The organism is Cupriavidus sp. 21MJTG02-4, from assembly GCF_057798975.1.
On sequence record NZ_JBYOJP010000015.1, the window covers coordinates 65,870 to 84,483 of the forward strand.

The 18,614-nt window shown below is 67.1% G+C and carries 18 protein-coding genes; 9 read left to right on the top strand and 9 right to left on the bottom strand.

All coding sequences use genetic code 11. The features are described 5' to 3' along the window. Positions 1-64 precede the first annotated feature (64 nt). From AC3FKH_RS25655 to AC3FKH_RS25665, 3 genes are read right to left on the bottom strand one after another with little or no spacing between them, the layout of a single operon-like run. Positions 65-430 (bottom strand): hypothetical protein, encoded by a 366-nt coding sequence (locus tag AC3FKH_RS25655; RefSeq protein WP_488678539.1) that lies wholly within the window; start codon positions 428-430, stop codon positions 65-67. 58 nt (positions 431-488) lie between these two features. After that, the gene (locus AC3FKH_RS25660) at positions 489-2,156 is read right to left on the bottom strand and encodes an NAD(P)-binding protein (protein ID WP_488678540.1); all 1,668 of its coding nucleotides are present in this window, start codon (positions 2,154-2,156) and stop codon (positions 489-491) included. A gap of 21 nt (positions 2,157-2,177) precedes the next feature. Then, the gene (locus AC3FKH_RS25665; RefSeq protein WP_488678541.1) at positions 2,178-3,689 is read right to left on the bottom strand and encodes a polyamine aminopropyltransferase; all 1,512 of its coding nucleotides are present in this window, start codon (positions 3,687-3,689) and stop codon (positions 2,178-2,180) included. A gap of 178 nt (positions 3,690-3,867) precedes the next feature. On the opposite strand from AC3FKH_RS25665, the gene AC3FKH_RS25670 reads away from it, so the two are divergent. The 8 genes from AC3FKH_RS25670 to AC3FKH_RS25705 all read left to right on the top strand — a co-directional run bounded on the left by AC3FKH_RS25670 (position 3,868) and on the right by AC3FKH_RS25705 (position 9,512). Next, complete coding sequence (locus AC3FKH_RS25670) at positions 3,868-4,254, top strand: DUF350 domain-containing protein (protein ID WP_488678542.1); 387 nt, start codon at positions 3,868-3,870, stop codon at positions 4,252-4,254. A 40-nt stretch (positions 4,255-4,294) separates the two neighbouring features. Beyond that, complete coding sequence (locus AC3FKH_RS25675; protein ID WP_488678543.1) at positions 4,295-5,326, top strand: SPFH domain-containing protein; 1,032 nt, start codon at positions 4,295-4,297, stop codon at positions 5,324-5,326. A gap of 9 nt (positions 5,327-5,335) precedes the next feature. After that, on the top strand, positions 5,336-6,850 hold the full coding sequence (locus tag AC3FKH_RS25680; RefSeq protein WP_488678544.1) for a DUF4178 domain-containing protein: 1,515 nt from the start codon (positions 5,336-5,338) through the stop codon (positions 6,848-6,850). Between the two features lie 4 nt (positions 6,851-6,854). Continuing rightward, positions 6,855-7,022, top strand: a complete 168-nt coding sequence (locus AC3FKH_RS25685; RefSeq protein ID WP_483730691.1) for a hypothetical protein — start codon at positions 6,855-6,857, stop codon at positions 7,020-7,022. A gap of 10 nt (positions 7,023-7,032) precedes the next feature. Beyond that, positions 7,033-7,446 carry an adenosylmethionine decarboxylase gene (gene speD / locus AC3FKH_RS25690; protein ID WP_488678546.1) on the top strand — a complete coding sequence of 138 codons (414 nt, stop codon included), beginning with the start codon at positions 7,033-7,035 and terminating at the stop codon, positions 7,444-7,446. A 41-nt stretch (positions 7,447-7,487) separates the two neighbouring features. Further along, entirely contained in the window at positions 7,488-7,934 is a 447-nt protein-coding gene (locus AC3FKH_RS25695; protein ID WP_483709784.1) for a Cd(II)/Pb(II)-responsive transcriptional regulator, read from the top strand. A 548-nt stretch (positions 7,935-8,482) separates the two neighbouring features. After that, positions 8,483-8,902 carry a nucleoside diphosphate kinase regulator gene (rnk, locus tag AC3FKH_RS25700; protein ID WP_488678547.1) on the top strand — a complete coding sequence of 140 codons (420 nt, stop codon included), beginning with the start codon at positions 8,483-8,485 and terminating at the stop codon, positions 8,900-8,902. 253 nt (positions 8,903-9,155) lie between these two features. Then, positions 9,156-9,512 carry a hypothetical protein gene (locus tag AC3FKH_RS25705; protein ID WP_488678548.1) on the top strand — a complete coding sequence of 119 codons (357 nt, stop codon included), beginning with the start codon at positions 9,156-9,158 and terminating at the stop codon, positions 9,510-9,512. Between the two features lie 254 nt (positions 9,513-9,766). Here AC3FKH_RS25705 and ypfJ read toward each other — a convergent pair whose 3' ends face one another. The 6 genes from ypfJ to gcl form a co-directional block, all read right to left on the bottom strand. Continuing rightward, positions 9,767-10,645, bottom strand: a complete 879-nt coding sequence (gene ypfJ, locus AC3FKH_RS25710; protein WP_488678549.1) for a KPN_02809 family neutral zinc metallopeptidase — start codon at positions 10,643-10,645, stop codon at positions 9,767-9,769. 295 nt (positions 10,646-10,940) lie between these two features. Continuing rightward, positions 10,941-12,404 (bottom strand): pyruvate kinase, encoded by a 1,464-nt coding sequence (pyk, locus tag AC3FKH_RS25715; protein ID WP_488678550.1) that lies wholly within the window; start codon positions 12,402-12,404, stop codon positions 10,941-10,943. Between the two features lie 76 nt (positions 12,405-12,480). Then, positions 12,481-13,788 carry a glycerate kinase type-2 family protein gene (locus AC3FKH_RS25720; protein WP_488678551.1) on the bottom strand — a complete coding sequence of 436 codons (1,308 nt, stop codon included), beginning with the start codon at positions 13,786-13,788 and terminating at the stop codon, positions 12,481-12,483. A 91-nt stretch (positions 13,789-13,879) separates the two neighbouring features. Continuing rightward, positions 13,880-14,800: a 2-hydroxy-3-oxopropionate reductase gene (gene glxR / locus AC3FKH_RS25725; protein ID WP_488678552.1), complete on the bottom strand. Its 921-nt coding sequence runs from the start codon at positions 14,798-14,800 to the stop codon at positions 13,880-13,882. Between the two features lie 70 nt (positions 14,801-14,870). Then, the gene (hyi, locus tag AC3FKH_RS25730) at positions 14,871-15,653 is read right to left on the bottom strand and encodes a hydroxypyruvate isomerase (RefSeq protein ID WP_488678553.1); all 783 of its coding nucleotides are present in this window, start codon (positions 15,651-15,653) and stop codon (positions 14,871-14,873) included. A gap of 130 nt (positions 15,654-15,783) precedes the next feature. Beyond that, positions 15,784-17,568: a glyoxylate carboligase gene (gene gcl, locus AC3FKH_RS25735; RefSeq protein WP_483709774.1), complete on the bottom strand. Its 1,785-nt coding sequence runs from the start codon at positions 17,566-17,568 to the stop codon at positions 15,784-15,786. A 181-nt stretch (positions 17,569-17,749) separates the two neighbouring features. Between gcl and AC3FKH_RS25740 the strand changes: the two genes are divergently transcribed. Next, entirely contained in the window at positions 17,750-18,610 is an 861-nt protein-coding gene (locus tag AC3FKH_RS25740) for a hypothetical protein (protein WP_488678641.1), read from the top strand. The last annotated feature ends 4 nt before the right edge of the window (positions 18,611-18,614 follow it).

Here is an 18,614-nt window from a genome sequence, read left to right on the forward strand (position 1 = left end):
GCGGCGCCTGGATGGCACGGCGCGCAGGAACGGTCATGCGCGGCGAATGCCGCGCAGTTGGGTGTCAGCCGCGCGGAGGACGCGGCAGGAGCGGAAGGTCGGGGTCGGGCAGGGCAGTCCCCGCGTAGCGCGGCGGCCGGGATTGGGCGGGGCCGGCGGCAAGACGGAGTTCTGGCGCGGGCAGAAGCTGCTCCGCAAGGTCGATGCCGGCCGGCGACGTGTCGGGCGCGTCGGCCGGAGCCGTGCTGCAAGGCGCGGCATTTTCCGCCGCCTTGCACAGTCCGGCCGGATGGCTGTCCGTGTGCAGGGCGGGGTGGGCGACCTCCATGACGGGCGCGACTGTACCGGCCCATGCCTGGAACGGCAGGAAGGCCAGCATCAGAACCAGCAGGAAGAGCCGGATATTGCGCACGCGACAGCGGAAAATCAAATGGAGGTGTCCGGAATTCTACAGGATGGTCATGGCGCGCGCGGTGACGTAATGAGCGCTAGCCCACGATGCGCGCGGCCGCGCGAGTGCCCCACCAGGCCGCCTCTTCGAACACCGACAGGCCCGACAGATCCGCGTGCGCGAACTGGATCGGACCCTCCACGGCACGCAGTGCGTTCGTGCCGGCGTTGGCCAGGAAGCCAGGCAGCGGCGACGCCATGGCATGGCCGCGTGCCGTGATCTCCACCCGGTCGGCGTGGCGCCAGAAGCCACGCCCGTACACTTCGCGCAGGTCGGTCACGGCATGGTCCATCAGTTCGGCTGCGCTTGCGTCGGCCAGCCAGCGCCGCACCTCGGCCGGCTGGAGCGGGCGGCCCAGCGCGGCGGCATCGAGCGGGCAATAGGCGGTGAAGACCGTGCGCGCCGGCGGCGCCTGCCGGATCAGCTGGTGCGTCGCGACCACATAGCCCAGCGCACGCGAGCCGTGCACGACGTTGTCCCAGGCCAGCGGCACGCCCGGTGCCTCGCCGGGAAAGCCGCGCAGGTAAAAGCTCGACACCAGCCACGCCGCGTGCGGCGGCAAATGGCGCGCCGGATCGAAGCCGAAGCGCGCGAGCGGCGTCAGGTGCGCGGCGACGTGCAGCGGCATCGCGCAGATCACGCGGCGCGCGCGCAGGCGCACGGTGCGCGGGGTGCCGTCGCGATCCGTCATGCCGGTGCAGAGTATGTCCACGCCCTCGCGCGATTCGTCGAGCCTGAGTGCCATGCCTGCACGATGCCAGTCCGCGCGCTCCGTCAATGCGTCGATGCGTGCAGTCAGCTTCGACACCAATCCGTGCAAGCCGTCCGGCCAGGTCAGCACGGCGCCATCCGCAGCGTTCCGCGCATGGCCGCCGCGGCTGGCGAAATAGTGCAGCCCCGCCCAGGCCGACACGGCACCATGGCCCGCGCCGTAGTCGTCGCGGCAGCAGTAGTCGGCATACGTGTGCAACGTGGACGACGTGAAGCCTTCGTCCAGCAGCCACTGGCGGAAGGTGCGTGCATCGAGCGCCGTCCACTTCGGGTCGCGCGAAGCGAGTGCGAGCGGGATCGCAAAGACCTTGCGGCCGTCATCGCCGTGCGCGTCGCGAAGTTCGCCGATACGCGCGAAGAAGCGTGCATGCTGCTCGCTCTCGCCGGCACCGAGGGCATCGGTCGGCAGCAGGCCGTCATGCCACTGGCCATTGCGGAAGTGGCGCTCTTCGGGCGCATGCACGATCACGCGTTCATCGAAGCGCGGGCGCATGCTGAACGGATCCTGCTCGATCACGCCGACGTCGGCGAGCATCTCGCGCATATGGGTCGATTCCGCCGACGGCAGAGGCAGGTAGTGCGCGCCGCGTGGAAAACCGAGGTCGCCAAACTGCCCGGCCGCCGTATTACCGCCGAACTCGGGTCCATCGATGACGATGAAATCGCGCAGGCCCGCGCGCGCGAGCTGCCACGCAGCGGAAAGGCCCGCGGCACCGCTGCCGAGAATCGCGACATCCGTGCGTAGCTCGCCGTCAGGCTTGGGCCACTGCGCGGCGTCGCGCAAGGCGTGCCCTTGTGCCATGCCGGGCCGCAGCACGACCGGCGTGGGCTCGTACATGCCGACACCGGACAGGAAGCGGCGCGACGCATCGCCCAGCTTGTCGCAGCCGGCCAGCGCGGCCGACGCGCCGATCAGGAACGTGCGGCGATCCATCACCGTGCGCGCACCGACGTATCAGCGGATGACATTGCCCCAGTCCCGCTCGAAGTCATGCACCAGCGACTGCTCGTTAAGCCGGTTGGGGTGGCCCGCGCGCGGCGCCATGTCCGGCGGGAAGCGGAACATCAGCGCGGTGCTGTCTGCATCCAGGAAGCGCATCGGCATGTCGTAGTGCGTAGGCGGCGTGTAGTCGCCGCGCTTGCCGGCGAGGATGAAGCCCCATTCGCCGAATGACGGCACATAGGCGTGGTAAGGCCAGGTGCGCAGGCCGGCCTCGTGCAGCGTCGCGTCGATGCCCCAGAACGAGCGCGGCGCATAATAAGGCGAGGTGGACTGCACCACGGCATAGCCTTTCTCCGCGAGATGCCGCGACAGCAGCCGGTACATCGGCACCGAGTACAGCTTGCCGAGGCCGAAGTTGGAAGGGTCGGGCAGGTCGACGATGATCGCGTCGAACACGTCCGCGTTCTGCTCCATCCATTGCGCGGCATCGGCGTTCACCACCGTCACCCGCGCGTCGCGCAGCGAGTCCCGGTTGAGCGCGCGCAGCGGTGCGCTGTGCGAGAACAACGTAGTCATGGCCGGGTCCAGGTCGACCAGCGTCACGTGTTCGATATTGCGATGACGCAGGATCTCGCGCAGCGCCAGGCCGTCGCCGCCGCCGATCACCAGCACCGTGCGCGCCCACGGCAGCGCCTGCAGCACGGGATGCACCAGCGCCTCGTGGTAGCGGTGCTCATCGCGCGAGGAAAACTGCAGGTTGCCGTTGATGTAGAGACGCAGGTCGTCTTTCCAGCGCGTGATCACCAGGCGCTGGTAGGGCGTCGATTCGCTATGGATGATCTCGTCGCCGAACAGCCCGCGCTCGGCCCAGTGCGTCAGCCGGTCCGAGCCGGCAAAGCCCGCGCCGAGCAGCGCAATCACGACCAGCGCGCGCATCGTGCGCAGCGGCACCTGCGGCAGCTCGTCGCGGAACAGGCGCGTGGTGTAGAGTGCCACCGCCGCGTTGAGCATGCCGAACAGGAAGCCCGTGCGCGACAGGCCCAGCCGCGGCGCCAGCACCAGCGGGAATACCAGCGACACCGCCAGCGCGCCCAGGTAGTCGAACGTCAGCACGCGGCTCACCAGGTCACTGAATTCGGCACGGCGCGCGTTCAGGATGCGCATGACCAGCGGGATCTCCATGCCCACCAGCACGCCGGTCAGGAACACCAGCGCATACAGCGCCGTGCGGAACGGCGCCGACAGCCACGCGAATACGACGAACAGCAGCGCCGCCGAGATGCCGCCGAGCAGGCCCACCAGCACCTCGATGTCGATGAAGCGCGCGAGCACGTCCTCGTCCTTCACATAGCGCGACAGCCACGAGCCCACACCCATGGCGAACAGGTAGCAGCCGATGATCGACGAGAACTGGAGGATGGAATCGCCCAGCAGGTAGCTGGACAAGGCGCCGGCGATCAGTTCGTAGCCCAGCCCGCAGGAGGCCACGATCAACACCGAAATGACAAGGGTACGGTCGCGCATCAGGCGGCGGTCTGGGGAATTTGCGAGGATCGGGAGATCGAGCGGATGAGACTGCGGATATACTTGCGGCGCATTCGCGCGCTGCCGGCGCAATCGTAGTCAAATGTCCCATGACATGCCCGGCAAGGGTTCCATGTCACCGGACACCGGCGCTGTCGACAACCGCCACGGAAACAGCATGCAACCGATCTACGCCTACGCCCTGCACCTGCTGGCAAGCCTGGTACTGCTTGCCGTTTTCGTCGGAGTCTACACCAGGATCACGCCGTTCCACGAGTTCGCGCTGATCCGCCAGGGCAACATCGCAGCGGCGCTATCGCTCGGCGGCGCGATCCTGGGTTTCTGCTTCACGCTGTCGTCGTCGATCCAGCATAACGACACCTTTCCGACGTTCCTGATGTGGGCGGTCGGCGCCATGGTGGTCCAGGCGCTGGTCTACGCGGGCCTCACGCGCGCGCTGCCCGACATGGACGCCGCCATCGAATCCGACAATATCGGCATGGGCGCCCTGATGGGCACCATCTCGGTCACCGTGGGCGCGATCAACGCGGCCTGCCTGTCCTGAACCGCGCTTCGCGCGCATCCACGCCGCAAGGAGACCTGACATGAGCATCGGTTCTTTCATCAAGAAGCAGTTCATCGACATCCTCCAGTGGACGGAGGACACCGACGGCGTGCTCGCCTGGCGCTACCCGATGGAGGACATGGAGATCCAGTACGGCGGCAGCCTGACCGTGCGCGAGTCGCAGATGGCGGTGTTCGTCAACGAAGGCAAGATCGCCGACGTGTTCGGGCCCGGCATGTACAAGCTCACCACGCAGACGCTGCCGGTGCTGACCTACCTGAAGAACTGGGACAAGCTGTTCGAGTCGCCCTTCAAGTCCGACGTCTACTTCTTCAGCACGCGCCTGCAGATCGGCCGCAAGTGGGGCACGCCGCAAGCCATCACCATCCGCGACGCGGACTTCGGCATGGTGCGGCTGCGCGCGTTCGGCCTGTATTCGTACAAGGTCGCGGACCCGGCGAAGTTCTACAGCGAGATCAGCGGCACGCGCGCCGAATACACGCGCGATGAAGTGGAAGAGCAGCTGCGCAACCTGCTGATCGCGACCATGACCAACGCGCTCGGCGCGTCGTCGCTCCCGTTCCTCGACATGGCCGCCAACCAGGCGCTGATGTCGCAGACGATCCGCGAGCGGCTGGCGCCGGAGTTCGAGCGCTACGGCGTGGCGCTGGACAATTTCGCGGTCACCAACGTCTCGCTGCCGGAAGAACTGCAGAAAGCCATCGACACCCGCATCTCGATGGGCATGATGGGGGACATGGCGAAGTACACGCAGTACCAGGTCGCCAGTTCGATCCCGCTGGCTGCGCAGAATGAAGGCGGCGTCGCCGGCCTGGGCGCCAGCCTGGCCGCGGGCGCGGTGATGGGGCAGGCCATGGCCGGCGGTCTGGCCGGCACGGCGGGCGCGCCGGGCGTACCCGCCCCTGCGGTACCGCCCGCCGCCGCGGCTGCCGCTGCGGAAGATCCGGCCGTGCGCCTGCAGAAGCTCAAGGAACTGCTCGACAAGACGCTGATCACCCAGGCCGAGTTCGACAGCGCCAAGGCGGAGATCCTGAAGAAGCTGGTCGGCTGACGGGGCTGCATGCAACAGGTCAACTGTCCCGGTTGCGGCGCGGAGGTCGCGTTCCGTTCCTCCGCCGCCGTCATGGCGGTATGCGAGTACTGCCACAGCACGCTGGTCAAGGACGCCGACTCCGTCAAGGACGTCGGCAAGATGTCGGCCGTGCTCGAAGACTACACGCCGCTGCAGCTCCACGCGTCGGGCCAGTGGCAGGGGCAGGGCTTCACGCTGGTCGGGCGCATCCAGCTGCGTTATGAAGCCGGGTTGTGGAACGAGTGGTACCTGCTGTTCGACGATGGCAGCGACGGCTGGCTGGCCGATGCATCGGGCCAATACATGCTCACGCGCCGCGTATCGCCGGAACTGGCCGCGGCCGAACAATTCGACAAGCCACCGAAGTTCGAGTCGCTGCGCCCCGGCGACAGCCTGTTTTACGACAAGCGCCGCTGGCTCGCGGGCGATGTGCGCACTGCGCGCTGCACGGGCGGCGAAGGCGAGTTGCCATTCGTCGTCGGCACGGGCTGGACCGCGCAGGTGGCCGACTTCCGCGACGAAGGCCGCTTCCTGACGCTCGACTATGCCGACGGCTATCCGCCGGCCGTCTACACGGGCCAGCTGGTCACGCTGGACCAGCTCAAGGCCCAGCTGCTGCGTGGCGCCGATGAGGTCGGCCGCACGGCGGACCGCTATCGCGGCAAGGCGGTATCGCTGGCGTGCCCGAACTGCGGCAGCCCGATTGCCTATCGCGCCGGCATGGCGAGCTTCGTCGTCTGCGGCAGCTGCCACAGCGAGGTCGATTGCACCACCTCCACCGCTATCGTGCTCGAAAGGCACAAGGAGCTGGAGGCGCTGAAGACCAGCCTGGCGCCGGGCGATATCGGCCAGATCGGCGGCAAGCCCTATGCCGTCCTCGGCCTGATGCAATGCACGGACAACGACGAGGACGAAGCGTCGACATGGGTCGAATACCTGCTCTTCAACGAGGAGCGCGGCCTGTTCTGGCTGGTCGAGCAGGACAGCGGCTGGGACAAGGTCGACGTGCTCGACACCTGGCCGCGCATGGCCTCGGCGGACGTGGCCACGTTGCAGGGCAAGGACTTTCGCAAGGGCTTCGACTACCGCAGCGAGGTCCTTTATGCCGCGGGCACGTTCAACTGGCGCGTGCGCGTGGGCGACAGCACGCAGCTCACGGAATTCGGCGAACCGGCGCTGCGGCTCACGCGTGAAACGTCCGCGACCGAGATCGTCTGGACACGCTCGAACCCGGTCACGCGTATGCAGGTGGCGCAGTGGTTCCCGCGAAACAAGGCGCTGATCGCCGCAGCGGCGCAGCCGGGCGTGGCCCTGCGCAAGAAGCCGGACAACGCCGACCTGGCGTTCTGCCGCAAGGCGGCGAAGTGGTACGCGATTGTGCTGGCCATCCTGAATGTGCCGGTGGCGCTGGTGAAGGACGGCGGCTGGATCACGCTGGTGTTCGGATTGCTGCTGCTGTGGGTACCGCTATGGCTGGTGGGCCGCTGGTCAGCCAAGGACTGATGACGTGCGACTTCTCTATCTGATCTACGGCCTGATCGTGCTGTTCGGTGCGACGTTCTACAACCTCGGGTCGGGCAGCGACTACAAGTCCGGCGGCTCGGGCGGTTCGGGCCGCGTATGGGGCGGCAGCAGCGGCGGCGGCAGCTGGTCGTCGGGTGGCGGGCACAAGTGAGACGCGCATCGTGAACGCACCGCAACTGCCTTGCCCGGCCGTGCTCGGCCGCCACCTGCTGCTCGACCTGCAGGGCGTCGCGCCGGCATTGCTGACCGACGCGGCGCTGGTCGAGCGCGTGCTGTACGCGTCGGCACGGGCGGCCGGCGCAACGCCCGTGGATGCGCGCTTCCAGCACTTCGGGCCGGGACTTGGCGTGACCGGCGTGCTGCTGCTCAAGGAGTCGCACATCAGCATCCATACGTGGCCCGAATACGGCTTCGCGGCTGTGGATATCTTCATGTGCGGCACGGCCAGGCCCGAACTGGCCGCCGAACATATCCGCGCCGCGCTGGCGCCGCGCGCCACGACGCTGCGCGACGAGGCGCGGGGCATTGCGGGTGCCGCTAAGGACGCTTCGGCAAGCTCGCCGGGTCTGCGCTAGACTACGCAAAACCCCGTAGTCACTACAGAGATTCCGGCTCCATGCGCATCGGCGAACTTTCCCGGCATAGCGGTTGCGATATTGAAACCATCCGCTACTACGAACGCGAAGGCGTGCTCGACGCCCCGCAGCGCGAGGCCAACGGCTATCGACGCTACGGCGACACCCACCTGATGCAGCTCAATTTCGTGCGGCACTGCCGTTCGCTGGGCATGAGCCTGTCGGACGTGCGCCGGCTGCGCGATTTCGAACGCAATCCGTCGCAGGACTGTGACGATGTCAACGCCTTGCTGGACCGCCAGATCGAACAGATCCACGCCCAGCGCGTGGCGCTGGAAGCGCTGGAAAGCCAGCTGCGCGCCTTGCGCGAGACCTGTCATCACCAGCACCAGGCCGCCAGCGAATGCGGCATCCTGCAGAATCTGCAGCAGGCCGCGGCCGGCGCGCCGTGCGAATGCCACGCGCCCGCCACTGGCCACGCCCACTGAACCGGGCGCGCCGCGCCGGCCGGTGGCCTGTGCTACGATGGCCGTTCCTGCACCAGGCCGGTGCGGAGACAAACGAAGCCCTGTTGCCGGATTTTCGGATCAACGTTTTGCCGTTGCCGCGATCCGTTCCGGGTTCCCTTTCCTGATCCTGATTCCTGTTATCCGCGTGACCGCCATGCCAGCCCGCCGTTCGCTGCCCACCGTACCTGCCCGCCCCGCGCGACAGGTACGCGCGCGCGCCGGCGCCCCCGCACTGGCCACGCGCATGACGCCCCGCCGCCGGGTCAGCGCTCCGCCTGATCCCGCCCGGTTCCCAGCCTGACAGTCCCACTACCAGGGGCCCGGGCCGAACCGGGCCCGAGTCTCACGTCTGCCGCGTGACTGCGATGCGCCTTGCCGGCGCCGCGTGACGCCGCAACGCCGGCACTGATTCACCGCTTCACCGTTCACTGTTCCCTGATGTTCCCGCATGGTCCGTCGGCAAATGCCGTCCGGTCGCCGTGCCGGACTTAACCTGACCGCCACCGACACCTGACGGAGGATTAGCCATGACGGCCACCAACCCGACCGCAACGACCCTCTACCTGACCGAACTCGACGTCACGCGCCTGGAGCGCATGGCCAGCCGCCCCGGCGCGGCCCACATGGCCGACATGCTCGACGAACTGCTCGCGCGCGCGGCCATCGTGACGCCGCAGGAGATCCCGACCGACGTGGTCACCATGAACTCGCGCCTGGTCTGCGCGCTGCAAGGCGACGCCGCGCCGCGCCAGTGGACGCTGGTCTACCCCGACGAAGCCGACTTCGATGCCGGCCGGCTCTCGGTGCTGTCGCCGGTGGGTCACGCCTTGCTGGGCGCACGCGCCGGGCAGACCGTCAGCTACCGCATGCCCGATGGCCGCGAACAGCACGTGACGGTCACCGAGATCACGTTCCAGCCGGAGGCCAGCGGCCAGTACACGCTTTGATCCTGTGGAACGGGGGCCGCACGGCCCCCGGTGCCCATGGGCGCGCACCATGCGGATGGCGGTCCACACACGCCGTTCGTCACCAAGTCCGTCGTTTCACGACTAGCAACTCACCATTCGTCGCAGCGTCATTTCCGATGACGTGGCCAGTGACTAAGCTTCAGTCCGTGCTCGCACCGCAACAAAGATTGCGTGGCGGCAAGACATTAGCTGGTCACACAAAGCAAGACGAAATCAGTTGAAGGAGTCCGAAATGATCGCCAAACGCATTCTTGGTGGCGCGTTCGTGGTAGCGGCGTTGGTTGCATCCGCCGCGGCGATGGCTGCCCCCGCCGCGACCAGCAAGGCCGGCAAGTTCGATGTCTACGCGGATGCACTGCGCAGTGTCACCGGCAAGTTTGACCCGTATGTGGACGGCGCCAAGCAAGGCAAGTACGACGTCTACACCGACGGCGCGCGCAAGGACCGCTACGACCCGTACACCGACGGGGCGCGCACGGACCGCTTCAATCCTTATACGGACGGAGCGGTATTTAGCGGCGAGATCTCCGCGAGCTCGACCGACAACTCGCGCACCGGCGACGGTTCGCTCTACGGGTATCGCGTCTGACGCACTAGCCAGGGTTCTTTCAGGACCTGCAGCGGCCACCTTCGGTGGCCGCAAGTTTTCTCTCCCGCCTGCCCGGCAGACCTCCTCCTCCTTCTCTCTGCGCCGGGCAGGCGATTTTTCCCCTGATGATGACAAGCTGACTCCGGCATCCGATCCGGTGGCGGTCGTGCGTCCGTGCGTCCGATTCGTCGCGCCGTGTCTCGGGAACGGACAAGCATTACGTGGCGAACAAAGTTCGCATCACACTGGCCGGGTCAAGGCTGGCGCGCGGCGAAGGTATCGCACTTGCGGATATCGCCCGTGGTCAGGCCCTGGCGCAACCAGCGCACGCGCTGCTCGCTGGTGCCGTGGGTAAAGGCTTCCGGCACGACATAGCCTTGCGACTGCTTCTGCAGTCGGTCATCGCCGATGGCGGCGGCGGCCTTCAGGCCTTCCTCGATATCACCGGGTTCGAGCAGTTGCTGGTTGGCGCGCTGCGCATTGGCGGCCCAGACGCCGGCCAGGCAGTCGGCCTGCAACTCCATGCGCACCGACAGCTGGTTGGCCTGCGCCTCGCCCATGCGCCGGCGCGCGGCATCGACCTTGTCGGAGACGCCCAGCAGGTTCTGCACGTGGTGGCCGATTTCATGCGCGATCACATACGCCTGCGCAAAATCGCCGCCCGCGCCAAAGCGCCGGCGCAGCTCGTCATAGAAAGCCAGGTCGATATAGACCTTGTGATCGCCGGGGCAGTAGAACGGACCCATGGCCGATTGACCCGTGCCGCACGCGGTCGGCGTCGCGCCCGAGAACAGCACGAGCTTGGGCGGATCGTAGCGCCGGTTCAGCTCGGTCTCGAAGATGTGCTCCCATGTCCGCTCGGTATTGCCCAGCACCTTGCGCGTGAACACCGTCATCTGGTCATTGGCCGGAGGGCGGTTGGCCTGCTGATGCTGCTGGGGGGGCTGCTGGCCTTGCAGCACCGACGCGCCCTGCATGATGACCGAGGGATCGATGCCAAAGAAGTAAGAGGCGGCAAGGGCGATGATGACCGTGCCGATGCCAATCGTCTTCGGACCACCGAACCCGCCGCCGCCAAAGCCGCCGCGGCGGTCTTCCACGTTCTGGCTTTCGGATTCGTCATCGAGACGCATGGGGGGTGCTCCGGGGATTGGGTGAAGGGTTTTGCGTTGAAGTATAGCAATGCGGTTGGGACGGTTTTTCGGGTGCAGGATGGCAGCCACGACGCATCATCCGTCCGGTTCACGACAACCCGGTCGATGCTACCCCGGCGAAACAGCGGCGCCAGCCAAGAACGACGCTCCGCAATTCGCCGAAGACCCAAAAAAACGCCACCCGCGCAGCCTTGGAGAAGGCCTTCGCGGGTGGCGGGCGGCAACTGGCAACGCCAGGGCACGGCAAGTGCCCCGGCCACTACAAAAAAGCGGATCAGACCGTGGCGGCCTCCCGGGCGGCGTCCACCGGGGCCACTGCATTGCCACCGACTTCGGCCACACGCAGCAGGTTGGTCGTCCCGCCCTGGCCAAACGGCATGCCGGCGGCAATTGTGATCTGGTCGCCGGGCGCGGCATAGCCTTCGACCAGCGCGGCGCGCGTGGCCGCTTCGACCATCTCGTCGACGCTCTTCACGTCCGGGCTCACGGTCGAGTGGATGCCCCATGCAATGGCCAGCCGGCGCGCGATCTCCAGGTTCGGCGTGATGCTGACGATCGGCGCGCACGGACGCTCGCGCGCGGCGCGCAGCGCCGTGGCGCCCGACGACGTGTAGGTCACGGTCGCCGCGGCACGTATGATCTGCGTGACTTCGCGCAGCGCCGCGCAGATGGCGTCCTGGCGCGTGTTCAGCGGCGTTTCGTGCTGGGCGTCGAGCAGGTTGCGATAGAGCGGGTCGCGTTCCACTTCCGTGACGATGCGGTTCATCATCGACACGGCCGGCACCGGGTAGCGGCCGTTGGCCGACTCGGCCGACAGCATCACCGCATCGGCGCCTTCGTAGATCGCGCTTGCCACATCGGAGGCTTCGGCGCGCGTCGGCACCGGCGAATCGATCATCGACTCCAGCATCTGCGTGGCGATCACCACGGGCTTGCCGAGCTGGCGGCACACGCGCAGGATGCGCTTCTGCACGCCGGGCACGCGCTCGGGCGGCAGTTCCACGCCGAGGTCGCCGCGTGCGACCATCACCGAGTCCGACACGCGCACGATCTCTTCAAGCTGCTGCAGCGCGGCCGGCTTTTCGATCTTCGACAGGATGCCGGCCCGCGTGCCGACGATCTCGCGCGCTTCGACGATGTCGGACGGGCGCTGCACGAACGACAGGCCGATCCAGTCGGCGCCAAGCGACAACGCGAAGTCCAGGTCTTTGCGGTCCTTCTCGGTCAGCGCCGGGATGGGGATGACCGCGTCGGGCACGTTCACGCCCTTGCGGTCCGACAGCGTGCCGTTGTTCACCACGCGCGTGGTGATGCTGCCGCTGGCCACGGCTTCGATCGCCAGGCGCACCTTGCCATCATCGATCAGCAGCGACTGCCCGGGCTGCGCCGCGCGGAACAGTTCCGGGTGCGGCAGATGCACGCGCGTGCCGTCGCCCGGCGTGGGATCGCTGTCGAGCACGAAGGGATCGCCGGCACGCACTGCCACCTTGCCCGCGGCGAACACGCCGATGCGCAGCTTGGGGCCCTGCAGGTCGGCGAGGATCGCGATCGGGCGGCCGGTCTCGGCTTCGATCTGGCGCACAGCGTCGTAACGCGCGCGGTGGTCTTCATGCGTGCCGTGGCTGAAGTTCAGGCGGAACACGTCGGCCCCGGCTTCGAACAGTTGTCGGATCACCGCGATATCGGTGCTCGCGGGTCCGAGCGTGGCAACGATCTTGGCTTTGCGCTGGCGTCTCATGATGTCTCCTCTTCCATTCTCGGAACGGCGCGCCATGGTTGGCGCGCCGGTAATGCGGTTCGGTTGGTGGCGATGCTCAGACGATGAGGATCGCGCGGAAGTCGTTCACGTTGGTGCGGGTCGGCTCGGTGACGATCAGGTCGTCCACGCCGGCAAAGAAGCCGTAGCCGTCGTTGTTTTCCAGATGTGCGCGGGCAGACAGGCCGCGGGCCGCGGCACGCGTCAGCGTGTCGGGCGCGAGCAGGGCGCCGGCGTTGTCCTCGGAGCCATCGATGCCGTCGGTGTCGCACGCAATCGCATGCACGCCGGGCAGTCCGTCGAGCGCGACCGCCAGCGACAGCAGAAATTCGGCATTGCGGCCGCCACGGCCCTTGCCGCGCACGGTCACCGTAGTTTCTCCGCCCGACAACAGCACGCAAGGCTTGCTGAACGGCTGGCCATGCTGCGCGATCTGTCGTGCGATCGCGGCATGCACGACGGCCACGTCGCGGGCCTCGCCTTCGATGCAATCGGACAGGATGTGCGCCTCGAAACCGAGTTCGCGCGCACGTGCCGCCGCGGCTTCGAGCGATTGCTGCGCGGTGGCCAGCGTCACGCTGCGGTGGCCTTCAAAGCGGGCATCGCCGGGCTTGGGCGTTTCGCCCGCGCCGCTTTCGAGATGCGCGCGCACATTGGCCGGCACATCGATGCCGTACTTGGCGATGACGGCGAGCGCGTCGGCGCACGTGGTCGCATCGGGCAGCGTCGGGCCGCTGGCGATCAGCGTCGGGTCATCGCCTGGAATATCGGAAATCAGCAGGGTCTCGACGCGGGCCGGCGCGCAGTGCAGCGCCAGGCGGCCGCCCTTGAGCGCGGACAGGTGCTTGCGCACGCAGTTCATCTCGCCGATGCTCGCGCCGCTGCGCAGCAGCGCCTTGTTGATGGCCTGCTTGTCGGCCAGCGAGATGCCGGGCGCGGGCGCGGCCAGCAGCGCGGAGCCGCCGCCGGAGATCAGGCACAGCACGAGGTCGTCGGCGGTCAGGCCCTGCACGAGTTCGACCATGCGCTGCGCGGCGCGGGCGCCCGCTTCATCGGGCACCGGATGCGCGGCCTCGACGACTTCGATGCGCTTGCAGTCGGCACCGTGGCCATAGCGCGTCACCACCAGTCCGCTCAGCTCGCCTTGCCAGTGGCCCTCGACCGCCTGCGCCATCGCGGCGGCGGCCTTGCCGGCGCCGATCACCACCGTGCGGCCCTTCGGCGGCTGCGGCAGGTGCGGGGGCAGGCAGTGGCTGGCGCTGACCGATGCCACGGCGGTATCGAACAGGTCGCGCAGCAGGGCGCGCGGCTGGAGGCTGGGACGCTGTGGGGTCAGCAGGGCGGCGCTGGTTTCGGTGTCGAGCATGGGGAATCCTGGGAACTGAAACTGAGGCCGTCCCCGGGCGAAGGGGACGGCGTTTGCTGCAACTACAGGTACTGCAGGTACTGCGAAGCGCTTACTTGGCTTTGGCGATCTCGTGGTTCGACATGATCTCGATCGCGCGGCACAGGGCCGAGTGGTCGGACTTGCCGAAGCCGTTCGCGGCGCAGGTGTTGAACAGCTCTTGCGCGGTCGCGGTGTTCGGCAGTGCCACGCCCAGCGCCTTGGCGCCCTGCAGCGCCAGGTTCAGGTCCTTCTGATGCAGTTCGATGCGGAAGCCCGGGTCGAAGGTGCGCTTGACCATGCGCTCGCCGTGCACTTCCAGGATGCGCGATGCGGCGAAGCCGCCCATCAGCGCCTGGCGCACGCGTGCCGGATCGGCACCGGCCTTCGACGCGAACAGCAGCGCTTCGGACACGGCCTGGATGTTCAGCGCGACGATGATCTGGTTGGCCACCTTGGTGGTCTGGCCGTCGCCGTTGCCGCCCACCAGCGTGATGTTCTTGCCCATCAGCTCGAACAGCGGCTTGACCTGGTCGAACGCCTCTTCCGGACCACCCACCATGATCGTCAGCGACGCGGCCTTGGCACCCACTTCGCCGCCCGACACCGGAGCGTCCAGGTACGAAGCGCCCAGCTTGTTGATGCGCGCGGCGAAGTCCTTGGTCGCGATCGGCGAGATCGAGCTCATGTCGACCACGATCTTGCTGTAGCTGGCTTCCTTGCCGGCGGCCTTGAATGCGGCGGCAACGCCCTTCTCGCTGAACAGCACCGCTTCGACGTGCGGCGTGTCCGGCACCATGATGACGATCACGTCGGCGCGCTTGGCGACTTCCTCTGCGCTCGTGCAAACAGTCACGCCGGCATCGACCAGGAATTGCGGCGCCGGGTTGACGTCATGCACGAACAGCGTGTGGCCGGCGGCGCGCAGGTGGCCCGCCATCGGTGCGCCCATGATGCCCAGGCCGATAAAGCCGATATTGCGTTGGTTTGCCATGTTTTTAGTCTCCGATTGGATGTTAAGTCTGTGATGGATAGCGTGTGCGGTAACCCGTTACTGCACGTCGTTACTGCACGCCATGGGCGGCGCGCCAGCCCAGGCCGGCTTCGGTCGTGGTCTTCGGCTTGTACTCGCAGCCGATCCAGCCGGTGTAGCCGATCTCGTCCAGGTACTTGAACAGGAACTGGTAATTCAGCTCGCCGGTGCCCGGCTCGTTGCGGCCCGGGTTGTCGGCCAGCTGCACATGCTTGATCTTCGGCAGGTTGGCCTTGATGGTGTTGGCGATCTCGCCTTCCATGCGCTGCATGTGATAGATGTCGTACTGCACGTAGAGGTTGGGCGCGTTGACCTGGCTGATCAGGTCCACGGCCTGCTGCGTGCGCGACAGGAAGAAGCCCGGGATATCGAAGGTATTGATCGGCTCGATCAGCAGGTCGATATGCTCGGCGGCCAGCGCGTTGGCGGCGAAGCGCAGGTTTTCCACCAGCGTTTCCTGGGCCTGCTCGCGCTTCACGTTCTGCGGCTGGATGCCGACCAGGCAGTTGAGCTGGCGCACGCCCAGCACCTTGGCGTACTTGATGGCCTCGCCCACGCCGTCCTGGAACTCGCCGACGCGGTCCGGGTGGCAGGCAATGCCGCGCTCGCCCGCATCCCACTTGCCGGCCGGCAGGTTGTGCAGCACCAGGTCGAGCTGGAAGCGGTTCAGGCGGTCCGCAATCTGGTCCGCGTGGAACGCATACGGAAACAGGAATTCCACGCCACGGAAGCCCGCGCGCGCAGCGGCTTCGAAGCGGTCGAGGAAACCGACTTCGTTGAACAGCATGGTGAGGTTTGCCGCAAGTTTGGTCATGAATCTCTCCGGTTTAATTGTGGTTGTCGCTCCGCCGGTGCGGAGCCGTTACTGCTGTCTTTGATGCTGCAAAACAGGGGGCGCTGACGACGGCGCGGGCCAGTTGCCCGCGCCGCGTGTGGAGGCTTGCTTACGCCGTTTCCACTTCTTCCTTCAGGATCGCTTCTTCGATGTCTTCGAGGTCCTCGATCGGCTCGAATTCGTTGATGTTGTCGATCTCGGTGCCCATCGCGATATTGGTTACGCGTTCCAGGATCACTTCCACGACCACCGGCACGGAGAACTCGGCCATCAGGTCGCGCGCTTCGGCAAATGCCGGGGCGATGTCTTCCGGCTTGAACACGCGGATCGCCTTGCAGCCCAGGCCTTCGACCACCTTGACGTGGTCCACGCCGTAGCCGTTCAGCTCGGGCGAGTTGACGTTGTCGAACGCGAGCTGCACGCAGTAGTCCATCTCGAAACCGCGCTGCGCCTGGCGGATCAGGCCGAGGTAAGAGTTGTTCACCACCACGTGGATGTACGGCACCTTGAACTGCGCGGCCACGGCCAGCTCTTCGATCATGAACTGGAAGTCGTAGTCGCCCGAGATCGCCACCACGTCCGAATCCGGCGAGGCAGTCTTCACGCCGATCGCGGCCGGGATGGTCCAGCCCAGCGGGCCGGCCTGGCCGCAGTTGATCCAGTGGCGCGGCTCGTTGACCGACAGGAACTGCGCCGCGGCGATCTGCGACAGGCCGATCGTGCTGACGTAGCGCACGTCGCGCGGGAAGTACTGGTTCATCTCGCGGTACACGCGCTGCGGCTTGACCGGCACGTTGTCGAAATCGCTCTTGCGCTGCATGGTGCGGCGGCGCTTCTGCACGTCGGCCACCCACGACTTGCGGCACGGCAGGCGGCCGGCCATCTTCATTTCGCGGGCGACTTCAACGAACAGTTCGAGCGCGGCCTTGGCGTCCGACACGATGCCCAGGTCCGGACCGAACACGCGGCCGATCTGGGTCGGTTCGATATCGACGTGCACGAACTTGCGGCCCTTGGTGTAGACGTCGACGCTGCCGGTGTGGCGGTTGGCCCAGCGGTTGCCGATGCCCATCACGAAGTCCGAAGCCAGCAGCGTGGCGTTGCCGTAGCGGTGCGAGGTCTGCAGGCCGACCATCCCGGCTTGCAGCGGGTGGTCGTCGGCCAGCACGCCCCAGCCCATCAGCGTCGGCACCACCGGCACGTTGACCAGCTCGGCGAACTGGACCATCAGGTCGGCCGCGTCAGCGTTGATCACGCCGCCACCGCACACGAGCAGCGGGCGCTCGGCCGCGTTGAGCATGGCGATGGCCTTCTCGATCTGGGCGCGCGAGGCGGCCGGCTTGTACGGCTGCAGCGACTGGTAGGTCTCGATGTCGAATTCGATCTCGGCCACCTGCACGTCGAACGGCAGGTCGACCAGCACCGGACCCGGACGGCCCGAGCGCATGATGTGGAACGCTTGCTGGAACACTTGCGGCACCAGTGCCGGCTCGCGCACGGTCACGGCCCACTTGGTCACGGGCTTGGCGATCGACTCGATGTCGACGGCCTGGAAGTCTTCCTTGTACAGGCGGGCGCGCGGGGCCTGGCCGGTAATGCAGAGGATGGGGATCGAATCGGCCCAGGCCGAGTACAGGCCGGTGATCATGTCGGTGCCGGCGGGACCCGAGGTGCCGACGCAGACGCCGATATTGCCCGGCTCGGCGCGGGTGTAGCCCTCGGCCATGTGCGAGGCGCCTTCGACGTGGCGGGCCAGCACGTGGTTGATGTTGCCCGACTTGCGCATCGCCGAGTAGAACGGGTTGATCGCCGCGCCCGGCACGCCGAACGCCGTGGTCACGCCTTCCTTCTCCAGCACCGCGATGGCCGCGTCGATTGCTCTCATCTTTGCCATGATCTTTGTCTCCAGTTGGGGTGGGTTTTCCGTTGGAGTTGATCCTATTCCCGCAGCCGGTGTGGGATAAAGGGAAGCGAGATCAGTTGATTCGATACCTGTAGTTTGCAATGTGGCCTTGGAAGGCCTGACGGACGGTCGGCGCCGGCTCCGCCGGTGCCGGGATTCGAGATGCCGTGTGATGATTTGGATACGCGAAGTGCTATCCGCGCTACGCGGCTGCGGCGACAATGGCGCATTCGCCCCGCCGCGTCGACTCGAACACCACCTTCCCAGCGCCATGTACTCCCGGCTACCGTCCACCTACGAACTGCTCGAGGCCCTGGCGACCGCGCCCGCGCCTGCACCCGTGCCGGCCTCCGTCAGCGCTGCCGGGTCGGCGCCGTGGACGCCGCGGATCGCCCGGGGTCTGTGGAGGGGTTTCGTGGTCACGCTGGTGGCAACGCTGCTGGTGGCCGGCGGGCTGGCTGTCTGGCGCCTGGTGCTGAAGCATCCGCTGGCGCCCTGGTCGGTCCGGCTGGCCGAGGTCTTGCTGGTGCTGTGTGCCGCGTGCTATGCCGGGGCAGGCCTGATGCGCCTGCCGGGCGTGCTGGCAATCCTGCGCAATCCGCTGCGCTGGCAGGCCGGCCAGATGGACCTGGACAGCGCCATCGAAAACGCGCTGCTGCGCCGGCTGGGGCGGATTCATCCGCTGCAGCTTCAGGCGCGGCAACGGCGCGTCGCCCTGCAACTGCGACTATGGGAAGGGATGGCGCGTACCGTGGGGCTGCTGCTTGCGCTGGCGCCCGCGGCGCTGGTGCTGGTCAGCGGACTGCATCCGCTGCCGCACCAGGCCGAGATGAAAGGATCGCTGCTCTGGCTTTACGCCGTGATGGTGGTGGTTGGCGCGGCGTTTTATCTCTACGTGCATGTGCAATGCAGCCGGCCGCTGCGGCGGCTGTCGCATGTGCTGGGGGAGGCGGCGGAGATCAATGCGCGGGTGGGGGCGCAGCGCGCGGTGCCGGCGCCGGCGCCTTCAGGCGAGCCGGCTCCCGCGCAGTAAAAGC

What these genes read in the sequence shown, in the direction of transcription:
- AC3FKH_RS25660 (WP_488678540.1), bottom strand. Translation starts at nt 2,156, where the DNA reads ATGGATCGCCGCACGTTCCTGATCGGCGCGTCGGCCGCGCTGGCCGGC.
- AC3FKH_RS25665 (WP_488678541.1), bottom strand. Translation starts at nt 3,689, where the DNA reads ATGCGCGACCGTACCCTTGTCATTTCGGTGTTGATCGTGGCCTCCTGC.
- AC3FKH_RS25670 (WP_488678542.1), top strand. Translation starts at nt 3,868, where the DNA reads ATGCAACCGATCTACGCCTACGCCCTGCACCTGCTGGCAAGCCTGGTA.
- AC3FKH_RS25675 (WP_488678543.1), top strand. Translation starts at nt 4,295, where the DNA reads ATGAGCATCGGTTCTTTCATCAAGAAGCAGTTCATCGACATCCTCCAG.
- AC3FKH_RS25680 (WP_488678544.1), top strand. Translation starts at nt 5,336, where the DNA reads ATGCAACAGGTCAACTGTCCCGGTTGCGGCGCGGAGGTCGCGTTCCGT.
- AC3FKH_RS25695 (WP_483709784.1), top strand. Translation starts at nt 7,488, where the DNA reads ATGCGCATCGGCGAACTTTCCCGGCATAGCGGTTGCGATATTGAAACC.
- rnk (WP_488678547.1), top strand. Translation starts at nt 8,483, where the DNA reads ATGACGGCCACCAACCCGACCGCAACGACCCTCTACCTGACCGAACTC.
- AC3FKH_RS25705 (WP_488678548.1), top strand. Translation starts at nt 9,156, where the DNA reads ATGATCGCCAAACGCATTCTTGGTGGCGCGTTCGTGGTAGCGGCGTTG.
- ypfJ (WP_488678549.1), bottom strand. Translation starts at nt 10,645, where the DNA reads ATGCGTCTCGATGACGAATCCGAAAGCCAGAACGTGGAAGACCGCCGC.
- pyk (WP_488678550.1), bottom strand. Translation starts at nt 12,404, where the DNA reads ATGAGACGCCAGCGCAAAGCCAAGATCGTTGCCACGCTCGGACCCGCG.
- AC3FKH_RS25720 (WP_488678551.1), bottom strand. Translation starts at nt 13,788, where the DNA reads ATGCTCGACACCGAAACCAGCGCCGCCCTGCTGACCCCACAGCGTCCC.
- glxR (WP_488678552.1), bottom strand. Translation starts at nt 14,800, where the DNA reads ATGGCAAACCAACGCAATATCGGCTTTATCGGCCTGGGCATCATGGGC.
- hyi (WP_488678553.1), bottom strand. Translation starts at nt 15,653, where the DNA reads ATGACCAAACTTGCGGCAAACCTCACCATGCTGTTCAACGAAGTCGGT.
- gcl (WP_483709774.1), bottom strand. Translation starts at nt 17,568, where the DNA reads ATGGCAAAGATGAGAGCAATCGACGCGGCCATCGCGGTGCTGGAGAAG.
- AC3FKH_RS25740 (WP_488678641.1), top strand. Translation starts at nt 17,750, where the DNA reads ATGATTTGGATACGCGAAGTGCTATCCGCGCTACGCGGCTGCGGCGAC.